We start from the raw sequence: 16,822 nt of genomic DNA, 5'->3' as shown, positions 1-16,822 counted from the left end.
TCTGATTCGCGTGACCAATTGATTTAGGCAAGGTTTATTCCGGCACTACCCATTTCACCAGCGTATGGCCGTGGCCGGATGGCACCAGTGCTTTGTGCAGCCATGGCAACAGCGTGTTCATTTGCTGCTCCAATTTCCACGGTGGATTAATCACAATCATGCCAGAGGCTGTCATACCGTGTTGGTCACTGTCTGGGCGCACAGCTAATTCAATTTGTAAAATACGGCGGATGCCCGTGGCCTCCAGATCCCGTAATAATCGTTTGATTTGCTGACGTAAAACCACTGGGTACCATAATGCATAAGTACCCGTCGCAAAGCGTTTATAACCTTCCTGAATACCTTTTACCACGTCCTGATAGTCGGTTTTCATTTCATACGGTGGATCGATAAGAATCAAACCACGGCGTGATGGCGGCGGGAGCTGTGATTTAAGCTGTTGATAACCATCAGCTCGCTGTACTTTGGCGCGTTCATCTTTGGCAAATTCATTGCGCAGCAGCGGATAATCACTTGGGTGCAATTCGGTCAGATGGATTTTGTCGTATTCACGCAGTAAATGACGGGCAATCAGTGGTGAACCGGGATAATAACGTAATTTATCACCACGGTTAAAGTAATGGATAGCACTCATGTACGGGGCTAAATCAGCGGGTAAGTCATCGCGTTGCCACAGTTGGCCGATACCTTCGAGGTATTCACCGGTACGCTCGGCATGCTCGCCGCTTAACTGATAGCGGCCGGCACCGGCGTGAGTATCCAGATAAAGGAACGGTTTTTCTTTTTCTTTCAAAGACTCAATAATCAGACTTTGAACGGTATGTTTAAGAACGTCGGCATGGTTGCCGGCGTGAAAACTATGGCGGTAACTCAACATTTTATTTTAACCAATTGATATTCAGTACATTGCGGCGGTGTTTCTTGCGGTCTTTCTCGGTGAGTGTGACAAAATATTGTCGCCAGAAACCGCAGCCAACACATTATGGCAACTAGTATAAACTGTCTGGTGCATAAAAAGTGAAAAGCATTAATCTGTGGTGAATACCTTGCTCAACGCACTGGAGATAATCGTGAATAAAAAAATGCTCGCCGAAAGATATCCACAGGCTCTGCAATGGTCTTTTGGTGATAGCCCTGCAATGGCCGATGAGTTGGCACAGTTGGTGATAAACGGCACCAAAATCGCCTCATGCGGTACTTATGATGCATACAAATCAGAGAGTTCCCCGGGAATTGGTGACTACAATATCATTCTTGATGGCTGCAATAAGCCACTTTGCGTCATCAGGACCATCGGTTTAACACTCATCCGTTATTGTGATGTCACAGCAGAAATGGCGGCCAAAGAGGGTGAGGGCGACAAAAGCCTGGCGTATTGGCAGCAAGAGCATCGAGCTTTTTTTGAACGATCCGGGTACTTCGCGCCTGACATGCTATTAGTCTTTGAGCAATTTGAGTTAGTCGAGGTGCTTGATTCACCCGCCAGCCATTGATTTTCATGCTGACCGACCTCATGTTAATTATTAATGCACCATTTATTCTCTGTTGCCGGGCATGGTCTGGCGCTGAAATTCAAAAATAATCAGGACAACCTTATGACAAATCCGCTGTTGACCCCGTTCTCCCTGCCGCCATTTTCTGCTATCCGCCCTGAAGATATCGTGCCCGCGGTGAAATCCGCTCTGGATGAATGCCGTCAAGCGGTGGAGCGGGTTGTTGCCCAGCCAGGCCCTTTCACCTGGGATAATTTGTGCCAACCACTGGCGGAATCTGATGACCGCTTATCGCGCATTTGGTCGCCAGTGGGGCATTTAAATTCAGTCAAAAACAGCCCGGAATTACGTGCAGCTTATGAGCAAAGTTTGCCACTGTTATCGGAATACGGCACTTGGGCGGGGCAGCATAAAGGGTTATATCAGGCTTATGTCAGTTTGAAAGAAGGGCCGGGATTTGATGCCCTGACCGCACCACAGCGCAAAGCGGTAGAAAACGCGCTGCGTGATTTCCAGTTATCCGGTATTGGTTTGGCGCCAGAACAGCAAAAACGTTACGGCGAAATCGTCGCCCGCTTGTCTGAGTTGGGGTCGACTTACAGCAATAATGTGCTGGATGCCACCATGGGTTGGAGCAAACTGATTACTGATGTCGAACAACTGAAGGGCCTGCCAGAAAGCGCATTAGCCGCGGCTAAAGCCATGGCCGCAGCCAAAGAGCAGGACGGCTGGTTACTGACACTGGACATGCCAAGTTACTTGCCCGTGCTGACTTATGCCGACAATGCTGAACTGCGCGAAGAGATGTACCGCGCCTTTGCCACTCGCGCTTCTGATCAGGGGCCGAATGCCGGCAAATGGGATAATAGCGAAGTCATGGCCGAAATTCTGACCTTACGTCATGAATTGGCTCAATTATTGGGCTTTAGCAGCTATGCCGATAAATCGCTGGCGACCAAAATGGCAGAAAGCCCACAGCAGGTGCTGGGCTTCTTAAATGATTTAGCCAAACGCGCTCGCCCACAAGCAGAAGAAGAGCTGGCCCAGTTACAGGCTTTTGCTGAAAAACACTATGGTGTCAGTGAGTTGGCTGCGTGGGATATCACTTATTATTCCGAGAAGCAAAAGCAGCATTTGTTCTCCATCAGTGACGAGCAATTACGGCCTTACTTCCCGGAACAGCGGGTGGTCGAGGGGCTGTTTGAGGTTGTTAAACGTATTTATGGCATTACCGCCCAAGAGCGCCATGATGTAGATACTTGGCATCCTGATGTGCGTTTCTTCGAGTTATATGATGCCAGTGGCGAACTGCGCGGCAGCTTCTATCTGGACTTGTATGCCCGTGAACACAAGCGCGGTGGGGCTTGGATGGATGATTGTGTTGGCAGCCTGCGCTTGGCAAATGGTCAATTACAAAAACCAGTGGCTTACCTGACCTGCAACTTTAATGGGCCAGTGGGCGGCAAACCGGCGCTGTTCACACATAACGAAGTGACCACATTGTTCCATGAATTCGGCCATGGCTTGCATCATATGCTGACCAAAATTGATACCGCCGGTGTCTCGGGTATCAATGGCGTGCCGTGGGATGCGGTCGAGTTGCCAAGCCAGTTTATGGAAAACTGGTGCTGGGAACCCGAAGCGCTGGCTTTCATTTCGGGGCATTACGAAACCCATGAACCCCTGCCACAAGAAATGTTGGATAAACTATTGGCCGCAAAAAACTATCAGGCGGCACTGTTTATCCTGCGCCAACTGGAGTTCGGGCTGTTCGATTTCCGCATGCATTATGAGTTTGATCCGCTGACTGGCGCGCAGATTCTGCCCGTCCTGTATGAAGTGAAAAAGCAGGTCGCGGTGGTGCCATCGCCAACTTGGGGCCGCTTCCCACATGCCTTTAGCCATATCTTTGCCGGTGGTTATGCCGCGGGCTATTACAGTTATCTATGGGCGGAAGTGCTTTCTGCTGATGCGTTCTCGCGTTTTGAAGAAGAAGGTATTTTCAATGCCGCAACTGGCCAGTCATTCCTCGATAATATTCTGTCCTGTGGCGGTTCCGAGGAGCCAATGACCCTATTCAAGCGCTTCCGTGGCCGTGAGCCGCAATTGGATGCTATGCTGCGCCATTACGGTATTAAGGGCTAGAATGTGCCACAGGTAAGTATTTGTTTATTGTCAGAAGCAGGCGCCGATCCCGGCGCCTTATCTATTCTGGCCGAGCGCTGGGGTTTGGTGGCTGATGAGCAGGCGACAATGGCGCTAGTGCTCACTCCTGAGCGCCTTGAACTGCGCAAACGAGACGAGCCGAAACTCGGCGGTATTTATGTTGATTTTGTCTCCGGCACACTGGCTCACCGTCGTAAATTTGGTGGCGGGCGCGGTGAGGCGGTCGCCAAAGCGGTGGGCATTAAAAAAGGCTATCTTCCACGGGTTGTCGATGCCACTGCGGGGTTGGGGCGCGATGCTTTTGTCCTGGCGGCGCTGGGTTGCCATGTACAAATGTTAGAGCGCAATCCGGTGGTCGCTGCATTGCTGGATGACGGGCTGCGCCGTGGCTATCAGGATGGCGAAATTGGCCCATGGTTGCGCGAGCGATTAACGTTGCTGCATGCATCCAGTTTGACGGCGTTGACAGAGATTGACCCTCGCCCGGAAGTGGTCTATCTCGACCCTATGTACCCGCATCGGCAAAAAAGTGCGTTGGTTAAAAAGGAAATGCGGGTATTCCAATCACTGGTGGGGGCTGATGAAGATGCCGATGGCTTATTGGCACCGGCGCGGGCTTTGGCTACCAAACGAGTGGTGGTTAAGCGGCCAGATTATGCGGAGCCGCTAGCTGGAGTAGCTGCTCCGGCAGCGGTGACGACGAAAAGCCACCGTTTTGATATCTATCCTCCTTTGGTTTGATGTGGCGGTGGGGTGATATCCAATGAAGCATCAAGATGCTGGCGAATGATGTGTAAAATCATTTAAATTCAATATGGTAATTGTATTTTAGACCTGCATCTTGACGTCTTTCCGCCCATATCCTTTATATTTCAGCTTTGGTTTAAAGGTATAAAGATTATGCTGCGAGTATCGGGCTAACAATAAAGTTATTGAGTGTTAGCTGATGTTTGCCGGTGAGTTTTATCATCATATCGTTTTCATGCAAGTTATTATTAAGGTCAATCAGCAAGTATGTTATATCGATATCTTTATCAAATATTTGCATGATTTCTACCTGATCATTAACTTTTCCAAACGTAAACTTATCAACCAACTGTATATCGCAATCCTCAGAAAGTAATGATGATAAATCTATTTTGTCGTTATTTATTTTAAAATCATGGATAATATCCGCAGCGGTTGTTAATGAATCACTATCGCTAATATACACAAAAGTGTTATTACCCCCACCGCCCCAGAGTTGGTCTGCACCTAGTCGACCGGTTAATTTATTATCAACACTGTTACCCCTAATATCATCATTGCCACTGCCGCCAATAGCATTTTCAATAATAACATCTGCGGCAATTGAAACATTTCCTTTTAAGCCACCAATATCAGAGAAACTGAGTTCATTAAGATTGATCTTTTGGTTTTGCTGATAACCGGAGAAATCAAACGTATCAATGCCGCCTGCATCCCATACACAGAATATTAACTCATCGTGGTTATTATAGGCGCTGAAATACTCGCGCTCGCTATTAGAATTGAAACCATAAATAGTTGCACCGGTGCGTGTGCGCAGATTAGCGCCATAGAGATATTGCATGGTTGAGATGTCAAGCATTTGCGGCGTTGATGGATAGCAGTGGTGATCGTCCGAGCTAGAGTATTTCATTGGCAAATAACTCATCACACTGACTTGCTGTGTATAGCCATGGGGTGTATGGGTGTGGGCTAATCCCAATGCATGGCCGACTTCGTGAATGATGATATGTCCACCATAGTTGGTTATTGTGGGGGTCGGGGCATCTTGTCTCGCGTAATTAACCCATATTGGGCTAAAGCCGCCACTGTTGGGGTAATAAGCATAGCCCGAAGCATTGTCGACTTCTTTCTCATAATTTAAAAATAATAGATTTGCAGAGTTGCTCCCGGATGCTTGAATAAATCGAATATTGGCGACATCGGCATAGCTTTGCATTGCCGCTTTAGCTTGGTTAATTTGCTGGTGATTAAATGAGAATATCGGCGCACCTTGCTGTGTTTTGATATCCGTTTCCCACAGTGAATAACTTTGGCTAAATGAATAATAAATTGTGGTGATTTTATGATTTTGATTATTACGCCATGAATGATAAGAAGTTAACTTATTAATTATTTCTTTCTTTAATTTTTCTTTTGAAATGACATTCTCTTCATAGGGTATATTACTGTCTGTCATTTTACGTTGTCTGGTCATGATTATCTCTTGATAAGCAAAAATAAAGAGTTTAGAAATCGATTAATACCAGGTGGAATATTACTGGAGGCGGTGATTATTTAAATGAGCTTTATCTTAAAAAATACAATGGAGTGCATATCAGAATGAATTAACTATTCGAGATATTAATGATTAAAAGATAAATTCCCATATTCTTTGCGCAAAGAATATGGGGTTCGGTTTTATTTACAGCACACCTTGGGCCAGCATGGCATCTGCTACTTTGACAAAGGCGGCAATATTAGCGCCATGGACATAGTGGGTTTGCTTACCATCGCCGCCATATTCAACACAGGATTGGTGAATATCCAGCATGATGTGGTGCAAACGAACATCCACTTTCTCTGACTTCCAGCTCAGGCGCGCCGCATTCTGTGCCATTTCCAGACCAGAGGTCGCCACGCCACCGGCATTAGCTGCTTTGCCCGGCGCAAACAGCACTCCGGCATCCAGGAAGGCATCAGTTGCCTGAATGGTGGTCGGCATATTAGCGCCTTCAGCAACAGCTTTAACCCCATTGGCAATCAACTGACGGGCGGCAGCTAAATCCAGCTCATTCTGTGTTGCACAAGGCAGGGCGATATCAACCGGCACACTCCACGGCTGTTGGTCGGCTAAATACACCAGATTACGTTCGCGGGCATAATCTTCGATGCGACCATAACGTTTGTTTTTAATCTCAGCCAGGTGGGCCAGTTTTTCCGGTGTGAAACCAGCTTCATCGACCACCGTGCCGCCTGAATCGGAAGCAGTAATAACGCGAGCACCCAATTCCATGGCTTTTTCGATAGTGTACTGTGCCACGTTACCAGCACCGGAAACCGAAACTTTTCTTCCCTCAAAACCTAAACCGTGGCGTTTTAGCATGGCATCAGTGAAATAGACTAAGCCATAACCGGTGGCTTCTGGGCGAATCAGGCTGCCGCCAAAAGAGAGCCCTTTACCGGTGAAAACGCAGGCGGTGTTATTGGACAGTTTTTTCATCATGCCGGACATAAAGGCCACTTCGCGACCGCCAACACCAATATCACCCGCAGGAACATCAGTATCCGGGCCAAGATGGCGATATAGTTCGGTCATCAATGCCTGGCAAAAACGCATCACTTCAGCTTGGCTTTTCCCTTTCGGATTAAAATCAGAACCGCCTTTACCGCCGCCCATTGGCAATGTTGTCAGGGCATTTTTAAAGGTCTGTTCAAAACCGAGGAACTTAAGAATGGATAAGTTGACTGATGGATGAAAGCGCATACCGCCCTTATAAGGGCCAATTGCGGAGTTAAACTGAACGCGCCATGCGCGGTTGACTTGAACCTGACCTTGGTCATTCGTCCAGGCAACGCGGAATTGAATGACGCGCTCTGGTTCGACTAAACGTTCCAGTAGGCTTTGTTCACGGTAGTGTGGGTTTTGCTCCAGAAAGGGCCAAAGTGACGTGAAAACTTCACGTACGGCTTGGAGATATTCTGGTTGGTTGGCATCACGTTGTTGTAAAGATTCTAAAAATGACTCCAGAGAATTTAAACCATTCATCACTAATAATTCCTTGTACCAATTAAGACTCTCCTAACAGATTTTTGCAGCCTATTATTATTATCCAAAATAGTGAGGAGACGATGTTGTGCATCATCGACTATATCACTGGTTTATATTCATGCCGCAAGGGATTTTGCTAAAAATTTAGCAGGATTATTAATGTGTGGAGATATAGGGTGGGTGCGGGTTTCAGCATAAAAAACGCCCGCTAAAGGCGGGCGTCAGAGGTGATGATGCTGAACTATTGACACTCAAGCAGCTTAATCGTCTTCACCATTTTCATCATCGCGCAGTGGTACGATGAGCATATCGACATGAACGGTATTGATTAGCTGGCGTGCTGAAGACATCAGCTTGCTCCAGAAATCCTGATGATGACCGCATAACACCAAGTCCATATCGTATTTCTTAATGGCATCAACCAATACCTGGCCCAAATCACCACTGCCACTCAGAGTTTGTTCAATGGGGTAGCCAGCATTTTGTGAAAGCTCGGTCAAAGCATTGTGTGTTTCTTCAGAAATGCGTTTTTGCATATCGCCCAGATTGACGTCAATCAGGCCGGTATAGAGATCGGAATAGTTAACATCAACATGGATTAGGGAAACTTTGGCATTATACGGCCGGGCCATGGAGACCGCTTTTTCCACTAACACCTTACTTTCCGGGGATAGGTCAACCGCAATGAGAATATGTTTGTAAGCCATAAGTAAACTCCTTCCATAATGTTAATTAATGGGTAAGCAAACATTCAACCTGTTGAACGGGTGCTAACGCGATATCTACATCATACCATTATGACCCCTAACTGAAGTGTTTCACGGATCACAACGCACTGTTTTGATGATGATCACTAAAGTCAGCATCTGTTTTTTTACACTAAAAACTGACTAAACTCTACCGCGTATTGCCCTAATGTCTTGGCGCACTGCTTGAATTTGAAGCAGATCATTATATTAAGTATAGCGTGGTTAAAATATCGTGAAAGGCGTAATTCCATATTTGTGATGCAGATATAACCCCCAAAAAATGACAGTTTGATTTATATAATTCAGTTAAGAAAGATTAATATTTAGCCGGTATTGGTCAGAGGGAAAGCATTTTTTTGTGGGTAAAGTCCGTTATAAGTTAATACTAATCGATACTTAACAAAGGCCAAATTTGGCTTAATTTAGAGATTATCAGGTTATTTTTCATTTCATTTCCTACACTCATAAAGGGAGTCCTACGCGTTCGGGGAGTGTGTCGAGTGAATAATGCATCGAGACACAATCAGAAAGCGAACGATAGGGGGTGGCTTTTGATGCCCTGGGGGTGTTTGTATCGGCTAGAGTGAGCGATGGCGCAAGGGTTTCAGGGGAAACTGACCTTATGCGTGTGATATCGCTGGGAGGATGATTATGATCAGTACCGTCGCGCTTTTTTGGGCTTTGTGTGTGGTATGTGTGATTAATATGGCACGTTATTATTCATCACTGCGTGCTTTGTTAGTGGTATTACGTGGTTGCGACCCGTTGCTGTATCAGTATGTTGATGGCGGTGGATTTTTTACCTCCCACGGTCAGCCGAGCAAGCAGATTAGATTAGTCGGTTATATTTTTGCTCAACGTTATCTTGATCATCATGATCCGGAGTTTATTCGCCGCTGTGAAAGGTTACGTGGGCAATTTATTCTGACCAGCGCATTATGTGGCTTGGTCGTAGTGAGTTTGGTGGGGTTAATGTTGTGGTATTAGTATGAACTCTTGGCATAAAAGTATGTAAAAAGGCGACCTAATCAGGCCGCCTTTTATTTACTGTCAATTCGGTGTTAGCACTTTGAGTATCATCACAGTTCCGCTTAACGCGCCCTGTGATAGCAACACATCCGCTGGACTAAATAAACTTCAACGCGACCCAGTACAACCCGCCGGAAAGAAGAATAGAGATTGGCAAGGTGAGTACCCACGCCAACATAATGTTCTTCACCGTCTTGCTCTGCACACCGCCGCCATCGACCAACATGGTGCCGGCAACAGCAGAAGAAAGCACTTGAGTTGTCGATACTGGCATACCGGTATAGCTGGCGATACCAATAGATACTGCGGCCGTCATTTGGGCAGAAACCCCTTGGGCATAGGTCATGCCTTTCTTACCTATCTTCTCACCGATAGTCACGGCCACGCGTTTCCAGCCAACCATGGTACCCAAAGACAGGGCCAGAGCGACGGCAACGATAATCCAGGTGGGTGCATATTCCACGGTTTCTAACAAATCTGTGCGCAGATTATTGAGGAAACGGCGGTCTTCAGCACTGGTTTCTGGCAGTTTGGCAACGGTTCCAGCTGTTTCTGCAACACACATCAGCAAGCGACGCATATGGCTACGTTGGTCGACCGTCAGGTCGTCATAGCTTTGCAGATTCGTTAACAGCGCTTGTGCATGATCAATTGCTATCATGGCGCGTGAACTATCACAGTGGAACTGGGCTGGTGTATTCGGCAATGTATCTGGTGTCGGTACCAGTGGCTTGAGTGCGACAGCATGAGGTAATACTTCAACATGCTGCTGATAATATTGTTGCAGATGAGTCACTGCATCGCGGGTGCGGGCAATATCATAGCCTGTTGCATTCATATTCACGACGAATCCAGCCGGAGCCACGCCGATTAATACCAGCATGATCAAGCCAATCCCTTTCTGACCATCGTTAGCACCATGAGAGAAACTCACGCCAATAGCCGATATAATCAGTGCAGTACGGGTCCAGAATGGCGGTTTGCGTTTACCGTCTTTCTTTTCTCGTTCAGCGGGTGTCAGATGAATACGTTGCTGCTTTTTGGTTCCGTTCCAGTAACGACGTAGCAGGAACACCATCAACCCAGCAATAACCAGACCCACAATCGGGGATAAGATTAATGACAGGAAGATTTGAATCATCTTAGGAACGTTCAGCGCATCTACTACAGATGTACTGGTCATTAATGCATTGGTTAAACCAATACCGATGATTGCACCAATCAGCGTATGTGAACTGGAGGCTGGGATACCGAAATACCAAGTGCCCAAATTCCAGATAATCGCAGCCAGCAGCATAGAGAAGACCATCGCCAACCCATGTGCCGAACTAACATTTAACAGCAGATCAGTAGGCAATAAGTGAACGATAGCATAAGCCACGCTCAATCCGCCCAGCATCACGCCGAGGAAGTTAAATACCCCTGCCATCACGACAGCCACCTGTGAACGCATGGCGCGGGTATAAATTACGGTTGCAACCGCATTGGCTGTGTCATGAAAACCATTGATGGCTTCGTAAAACAGCACAAACAACAAAGCAAGAACTAACATTAGGCCGGTATGGAAATCCAGGCCAGCGAAAAGATGTAGCATAAGCGTTACGCCAGTTTGTGGACATGAACGCGGCGCATTATCAGTGACAATGGGGGGTGGGGAAAAGGAAAATATGACCTTTTTTTGACATGACCGCAGACGAATCTGTCTTTTTGAGCAACATATGTATGTTATATCAGCAGGTTACTTAGTTTTACCGTCTGAGACATTTTCTTACTATAGCATCCTGACACTGAGCGACTTACAATCATTCGCCACGAATTTATCAGTTGAATGAATAAATAATACGCAAGACGGCGAGAAAATGGACAATTTTGCAGTGATGATGATTTTACCCAGTGAGGCCCAGTGTGGAACAGTTTGATGTGGTAGTGATAGGCGCAGGTGCTGCGGGCCTATTTTGCGCGGCCCAGGCCGGGCAAGCTGGGCGTCGGGTACTTTTGGTTGATAATGGCAAGAAAGCCGGGCGCAAGATTCTAATGTCTGGCGGTGGCCGCTGTAATTTCACCAATATGTTTGTCGAACCTGCGGCTTATCTCTCACAAAATCCACATTTCTGTAAATCTGCTTTGGCGCGTTATACCCAATGGGATTTCATTGACCTCATGAATCGCTACAACATCGCCTGGCATGAGAAAACCTTGGGGCAATTGTTTTGCGATGATTCGGCACAGCAAGTAGTGGAGCTTTTGCTAAAAGAGTGTGAATTGGGGCAAGTGACCATTCGGCTGCGTAGTGATATTCGCTCGGTTGAAAAAATTGATAGCGGCTTTATATTGCAGATGAATGATGAGAAAGTAAGCGCTCACTCACTTGTGGTGGCTTCTGGCGGCCTATCGATGCCGGGGCTGGGGGCCTCTCCCTTGGGCTACAAACTGGCAGAACAGTTTGGTTTGAAAGTCTTGCCGACCCGTGCGGCATTGGTGCCTTTTACCCTGCATAAGCCTTTGCTAGAGCACCTGCAAACCCTCTCCGGTGTTTCTGTTCCTGCGGTGGTGACGGCGGAGAATGGTGTCAGCTTCCGTGAGAGTATTTTATTTACCCACCGTGGCCTTTCTGGGCCAGCCATTTTACAACTTTCAAGCTACTGGCAGCCTGGCGAGTATGTGAGCATTAACTTACTTCCTGATACTGACTTAGCGGCATTCCTCAATACTGAGCGGCAAGCACATCCTAATCAGACATTGAAAAACACCTTGGCCCAGCGGTTACCGAAGCGGCTAGTGGAGTGTCTCCAGACTTTGGGGCAACTGCCGGATGTCACCTTGAAACAGTTAAATACGCCGCAGCAGGCAGCTTTGATAGCAAATCTGCAAGAATGGCGTGTACAACCTAATGGAACGGAAGGTTATCGCACTGCTGAAGTCACTATTGGCGGGGTCGATACCCAAGAACTCTCCTCTAAAACCATGGAAGCCCATAAAGTGCCCGGGCTGTACTTCATTGGCGAGGTTGTTGATGTTACCGGCTGGTTAGGGGGCTATAACTTCCAATGGGCTTGGAGCTCCGCCTGGGCCTGTGCGCAGGCAATAGCTTGTTGTTCTGGAATAATAAAGTTTGTACACTAACAAAATAGTTTGTACATAAGCTCATTTTAGAATAATAAAGTTTGTACACTAAGCTATAGTTGATCCATCAAGTCTGGTGGAGATGAAGGATCTTGGCGAGGCGTAAATTAGATACTCAACCTGACTTCTTGCGGGCCCTGAAGAATAAGTATGGGCTTGGAGAGGGTGATACCTACAAGCCCTGGCTTCGAGTACAGGATGTTAGCTCACGAGGTAATAGCGGTAAAATACAAGGTATTAAATCTCATCGAGAGCATCACACTCTTTCTGAGCATGAGAGTTGTTTTTTTTATCTTGTCGAATTTTGTGACACAGTAATTGATATCAGGGAGCAATTCCCTCTCCTCCCTTTAGATCTTTCCGTCAAAATCTCAAAAACCTTGAATATTAAGCACCCGACTGTTCCAAACACAAAAATACCTAATGTCATGACAACCGATTTTGTATTGACATGTTCAGACGGAACCAGAACGTGGTATGAAGCTATAACTGTAAAACCAACTGACCAATTAAAAGATAAGCGTATTGCTGAGAAATTGGATATTGAACGCATCTGGTGGCAACTACAGGGGATTCGTTTTCAACTTTTTGTCATGACTGACGAGAACAAGATTCAATCGAAAAATATTCAATGGTTTACGGCACAATTCCGACAGGGACGCAGATTTTCAGAAGAATTATTGAATCATGCTCTTTTATTTGTTCATGTCGGTACTGCATTAGTTGAAGATATCTGTAATGATTTTATCAGTGAAATGGGGATAGAACATGATGATGCACTCGTCTTGTTAAAATCATTGATGGTGCATAAACTAATTGAGGTTGACCTTAACAAACCTATTGCAGACACGGGTATCTTAGAAATCCTTAAGATATCAAATCATCAGATGGTACGAAATTATGCTAATTGAGCGAAATAGTATCTGGCAAATAATGCAAACAGATGGTGTTCTGGACGGGATATATAGAGTCTTAGGGCATTCTCCCGATGGGACTCATCTGGTGTTATTTCGATTGTCCCATGGTAATGGCTTAGAACGCCCAATTATTGTTACTCATTCCTTGTTTGCTAACTCTTTCAAACGTGGACAAATAATAAGTTCAACTTTCCCTATTCCTTTCTATCAGCTTGTATCTGAAGAAGAAATTTCTACAGAATATATTGCGTTAAGAGATAAACGTTTTGAGTTGATTATAAATTTAGTTAATGCCCCTAACTTTTTACTTGAAGTAACTTTAAATCTTAGAAGTAAGATTGTGGTTAGCTACGCGAAACTGAATGGTACATACGTTCAAAATATTTATCGTTTACTAAATCTTTATTGGAAATACGGGCAAGAAAAAAACGCTTTGTTACCTGCTTATAAATACTCTGGCGGCGCAGGAAAACAACGATTTTCTGGAGAGGTTAAGCGCGGTAGGCCAATTCAGTTATCAACACCCAGTATGTTGGTATTTTCTGGCGTTAATACAAGGGAAGTAGATAAGAGCATATTTATTAAAGCCATGAAAAAATACGGTTTTAAAGGTAGGAAAGTAAGTTTTAGCCGTATGTATGACCAGATGCTCAAGGAATTTTATGCCAATGAGTTAATGCTTGCCGAAAATGAAAATCGTGAACCTAATATTCCGAGTTACCGGACTTTTATTTACTGGTGCAAGAAACTCATTCCAAAAAACGAATTAATTCGTAAACAAACGACACTTGGTGATTTTGAGCGTAATAGAAGAGCTTTACGAGGAAAAGCGACTGATCATACCGAAGTTCCAGGGAGTTGTTTTGAATTAGATGCAACAGTTCTGGATGTCCATATCGTATCTGAGTTCAAACGTAACCATGTGCTTGGACGGCCAACGGTTTACTGTGTTGTTGATAAAGAAAGCAGAATGATTGTTGGGATCCATGTATCTATGGAGTATGCCTCATGGCGAGCGGGTCGTCAGGCTCTAGTAAATAGTTTCACCTCAAAGAAAGATTATTGTGCTCGGTTTGGAATGGAAATTGAAGATGAAGACTGGCCTTGTAATCACATTCCACAGCGACTTCTATGCGATAGAGGAGAGTTTATTTGTAATCAAGCAGAGAAACTCGCTGTCCCATTAATTGGACATTTGAGTATTGCCCCTCCCTACCGTGCCGATTTAAAAGGGATTGTGGAGCATCGGTTCCAGATACTTAATGAAAAGTTAGTCCACGAACTGGTGGGGACGACCAGAGGCCGTCAGTATATTCGAGGTGATCGTGATCCACGTCTCGATGCTTGTCTTACCTTGGCTGAAGTAACAAAACTTCTTATTGATGCAGTTTTAGATCACAACAGCCATATCTTCGATGGGTTAGCTGGGCAAACGACATTGCTTATTGAAGCAGGGATAGCACCAACCCCGCTTAATTATTGGAATATTCATTGTAAAAAGCATCGACATGCTTTGAGTAAGGCTGATGAAGGTGAGGTCCGGGCAAGATTATTACCAATAGAGCATGTGTCGATGACAAGTAGAGGGGTCCGACTCAATGATGAGATGTACTATGAGTGCGATAGGCGAGAATTTGAAGACTGGAAGATAATTGCGCGCTCCAGCAAAAATTGGAAACTGGAAGCCCGACTAGACCAAGATAATTCATCATTTATATATGTGCGCTTGCAGGAAAGAGAGGGGTTCACCCGATGTTCTTTAATGAATTTTTCTTCTAATTTCAATGAACGACATATGGCTGACGTACTATTTTTTAAAGATTGGAAGGCGGTTGAGAAAAGGCGCGTCAAGCCAACATGTAAGTCCATCGAGAGGCATAATCGAAGAAAATCCATTAGTAAACATGCCCAAAACGAAGTCAAAAATACAATGCCCTTAGCGACAAAAGCTGAGCGTATCAATGGTATGAAAGAGCGTAGAAAAGAGGCAATTTTGGATGCCAGAATAACGGGGGATGATTTTGTAGTAACGGAACATTCAGTTGAACTCTCAAATTTGAAGGAGTTGGTTACGCAGCGAACGAGTAAAGTGATTTCGCTTCTTAAACGTAAGAAGGGTTGCAATAAATGAAAATCACATCGGCGAAATACCGTATGGCGATTCTACCAGAGCACAGAGGAAATCCACTTATTGAAGGGTTGCCAGAGAAATTGAATGATGAAAAGCTCATTGAAAAATTGAGCTTTTATCCTGCGAGGACTAGGGACGAAACTAAGTTGAATGCCTTTGAACGGGTTGAGTATTTAACGCGCCTTAAAGAGCTTCGGCAACCATTACCAATTTATATTGACTGTTTCCGAGCCGTTGAGATGGCCATTAAGGAAGGGTATTCTACGAAGAACCCCTTCTCGCCAACCACTATGAATTATCTGCATTATCCAATAGATAGACGTCCCAACATCGCGCCTCGAACAGGTTTCTTTCAACCAAGAGGGAGTGGTATCACTATTATAGGTGAAAGTGGTGTCGGCAAAACCAGTATGCTGGAGCAGATATTAAGTTGTTTCGATGACACTATCGAACATTCTAGTTATCAGGGGAAGGCACTGCCTTTAAAACAGGTAGTGTGGGTAAAAGTTGATTGCCCCGATGACTCAAGTGTGAGAGCACTATGTCACAAAATTCTAACTGAATTAGATCGGAAGCTTGCTCTTGCACCAACCAAACCAGCAGGAACGATCCCACTTCTGCTTGACCAAATTGAAGCGCGGATTAAATCAAGTTTTCTCGGAATTTTGGTGATCGACGAGATGCAGAACCTAAATTTAGCCAAAACTGGTGGAGCAGATCGTCTACTCGGATTCCTACATAATCTGGTAAACAATTTAGGGATCCCAATACTTTTCTGTGCTAACCCACCGTTCAATGAGCTGCTTAGCAAAACCTTAAAAGCAGCTAGAAGAGCTGAGAGTAATGGGTATTTTGATGTCAAGTTAATGAACAACGATGAAGAATGGGACCTATTTATTGATGAATTATGGGGGCTTCAATGGACTAATGTTGAAACACCATTAACAAAAGATCTAAGTGATAAGTTATATGAACTATCTATTGGAAATATGGATTTAGCTGTAAGGATTTATCGCGAGTCCCAACGTCTGGTTATTGGTTCACAAGATGAGAAGCTCTCTGTCGATACATTGAACCATGCCGCAAGTATCGCCATTAAAGCTTCAAAAGTAGTCGTCGATGAAATAAAACGTGAACGTCTGACTATATTCAAGCGAATAGAAAAAAGGGTTGAAAGCTTACAAACATCGACAAAAATAAAGCAAGACACCATGGTTAATGTTGGAACAAGAATTGTTATTATCCCAGGGGATTTGAGCCGTCCACACCATCCTGAGTTTGCGCACGCACTCTCCACTCTTCAGTATGTTGATGACTTATATAAACAGATAGCAGATCCAGACTTATTTCAACGAGCTTCAAGAGATGGTCATCCATTAAATTCGTTACTGAATTCAGGGATAGTCTGTATAGACCCATTGAAAATCTTTAGCTAG

At 45.2% G+C, this 16,822-nt stretch carries 13 protein-coding genes; 8 read left to right on the top strand and 5 right to left on the bottom strand.

The window, feature by feature from the left end; genetic code table 11:
- Positions 1 to 34: 34 nt before the first annotated feature.
- Positions 35 to 877 (bottom strand): 23S rRNA (adenine(2030)-N(6))-methyltransferase RlmJ, encoded by an 843-nt coding sequence (locus D5F51_RS21335; RefSeq protein WP_025376548.1) that lies wholly within the window; start codon positions 875 to 877, stop codon positions 35 to 37.
- 205 nt (positions 878 to 1,082) lie between these two features.
- On the opposite strand from D5F51_RS21335, the gene D5F51_RS21330 reads away from it, so the two are divergent.
- The 3 genes from D5F51_RS21330 (at position 1,083) to rsmJ (ending at position 4,400) form a co-directional block, all read left to right on the top strand.
- Positions 1,083 to 1,493 (top strand): ASCH domain-containing protein, encoded by a 411-nt coding sequence (locus D5F51_RS21330; RefSeq protein WP_129199542.1) that lies wholly within the window; start codon positions 1,083 to 1,085, stop codon positions 1,491 to 1,493.
- 102 nt (positions 1,494 to 1,595) lie between these two features.
- The gene (prlC, locus tag D5F51_RS21325; RefSeq protein ID WP_129198935.1) at positions 1,596 to 3,638 is read left to right on the top strand and encodes an oligopeptidase A; all 2,043 of its coding nucleotides are present in this window, start codon (positions 1,596 to 1,598) and stop codon (positions 3,636 to 3,638) included.
- A 3-nt stretch (positions 3,639 to 3,641) separates the two neighbouring features.
- Positions 3,642 to 4,400, top strand: coding sequence for a 16S rRNA (guanine(1516)-N(2))-methyltransferase RsmJ (gene rsmJ, locus D5F51_RS21320; RefSeq protein ID WP_129198933.1), 759 nt, complete (start codon positions 3,642 to 3,644; stop codon positions 4,398 to 4,400).
- Between the two features lie 157 nt (positions 4,401 to 4,557).
- Here the strand turns inward: rsmJ and D5F51_RS21315 are convergent, their stop codons facing one another.
- From D5F51_RS21315 to uspA, 3 genes are all read right to left on the bottom strand, one after another.
- Positions 4,558 to 5,889 carry a M57 family metalloprotease gene (locus tag D5F51_RS21315; RefSeq protein WP_391592416.1) on the bottom strand — a complete coding sequence of 444 codons (1,332 nt, stop codon included), beginning with the start codon at positions 5,887 to 5,889 and terminating at the stop codon, positions 4,558 to 4,560.
- Positions 5,890 to 6,090: 201 nt separating this feature from the next.
- A complete protein-coding gene (gdhA, locus tag D5F51_RS21310; protein ID WP_025376553.1) occupies positions 6,091 to 7,434 on the bottom strand; it encodes an NADP-specific glutamate dehydrogenase in 1,344 nt (447 codons plus the stop codon).
- Between the two features lie 263 nt (positions 7,435 to 7,697).
- A complete protein-coding gene (gene uspA, locus D5F51_RS21305; protein WP_005157389.1) occupies positions 7,698 to 8,144 on the bottom strand; it encodes a universal stress protein UspA in 447 nt (148 codons plus the stop codon).
- Positions 8,145 to 8,837: 693 nt separating this feature from the next.
- Between uspA and uspB the strand changes: the two genes are divergently transcribed.
- Positions 8,838 to 9,173, top strand: a complete 336-nt coding sequence (gene uspB / locus D5F51_RS21300; protein WP_005187112.1) for a universal stress protein UspB — start codon at positions 8,838 to 8,840, stop codon at positions 9,171 to 9,173.
- A 139-nt stretch (positions 9,174 to 9,312) separates the two neighbouring features.
- Here the strand turns inward: uspB and pitA are convergent, their stop codons facing one another.
- The gene (gene pitA, locus D5F51_RS21295) at positions 9,313 to 10,809 is read right to left on the bottom strand and encodes an inorganic phosphate transporter PitA (RefSeq protein ID WP_025376554.1); all 1,497 of its coding nucleotides are present in this window, start codon (positions 10,807 to 10,809) and stop codon (positions 9,313 to 9,315) included.
- 311 nt (positions 10,810 to 11,120) lie between these two features.
- Between pitA and D5F51_RS21290 the strand changes: the two genes are divergently transcribed.
- The 4 genes from D5F51_RS21290 to D5F51_RS21275 all read left to right on the top strand — a co-directional run bounded on the left by D5F51_RS21290 (position 11,121) and on the right by D5F51_RS21275 (position 16,822).
- Positions 11,121 to 12,338: a BaiN/RdsA family NAD(P)/FAD-dependent oxidoreductase gene (locus D5F51_RS21290; protein WP_129198931.1), complete on the top strand. Its 1,218-nt coding sequence runs from the start codon at positions 11,121 to 11,123 to the stop codon at positions 12,336 to 12,338.
- 92 nt (positions 12,339 to 12,430) lie between these two features.
- Positions 12,431 to 13,249, top strand: coding sequence for a TnsA endonuclease N-terminal domain-containing protein (locus D5F51_RS21285; protein ID WP_050076674.1), 819 nt, complete (start codon positions 12,431 to 12,433; stop codon positions 13,247 to 13,249).
- The gene (locus tag D5F51_RS21280) at positions 13,239 to 15,386 is read left to right on the top strand and encodes a DDE-type integrase/transposase/recombinase (protein ID WP_129198929.1); all 2,148 of its coding nucleotides are present in this window, start codon (positions 13,239 to 13,241) and stop codon (positions 15,384 to 15,386) included. Before D5F51_RS21285 ends, D5F51_RS21280 begins: the two co-directional genes overlap by 11 nt.
- On the top strand, positions 15,383 to 16,822 hold the full coding sequence (locus D5F51_RS21275; RefSeq protein ID WP_129198927.1) for an ATP-binding protein: 1,440 nt from the start codon (positions 15,383 to 15,385) through the stop codon (positions 16,820 to 16,822). Before D5F51_RS21280 ends, D5F51_RS21275 begins: the two co-directional genes overlap by 4 nt.

The sequence above is a fragment of the Yersinia hibernica genome, from assembly GCF_004124235.1.
GTDB lineage: Bacteria > Pseudomonadota > Gammaproteobacteria > Enterobacterales > Enterobacteriaceae > Yersinia > Yersinia hibernica.
This window is presented reverse-complemented; position numbering and strand designations above follow the sequence as displayed.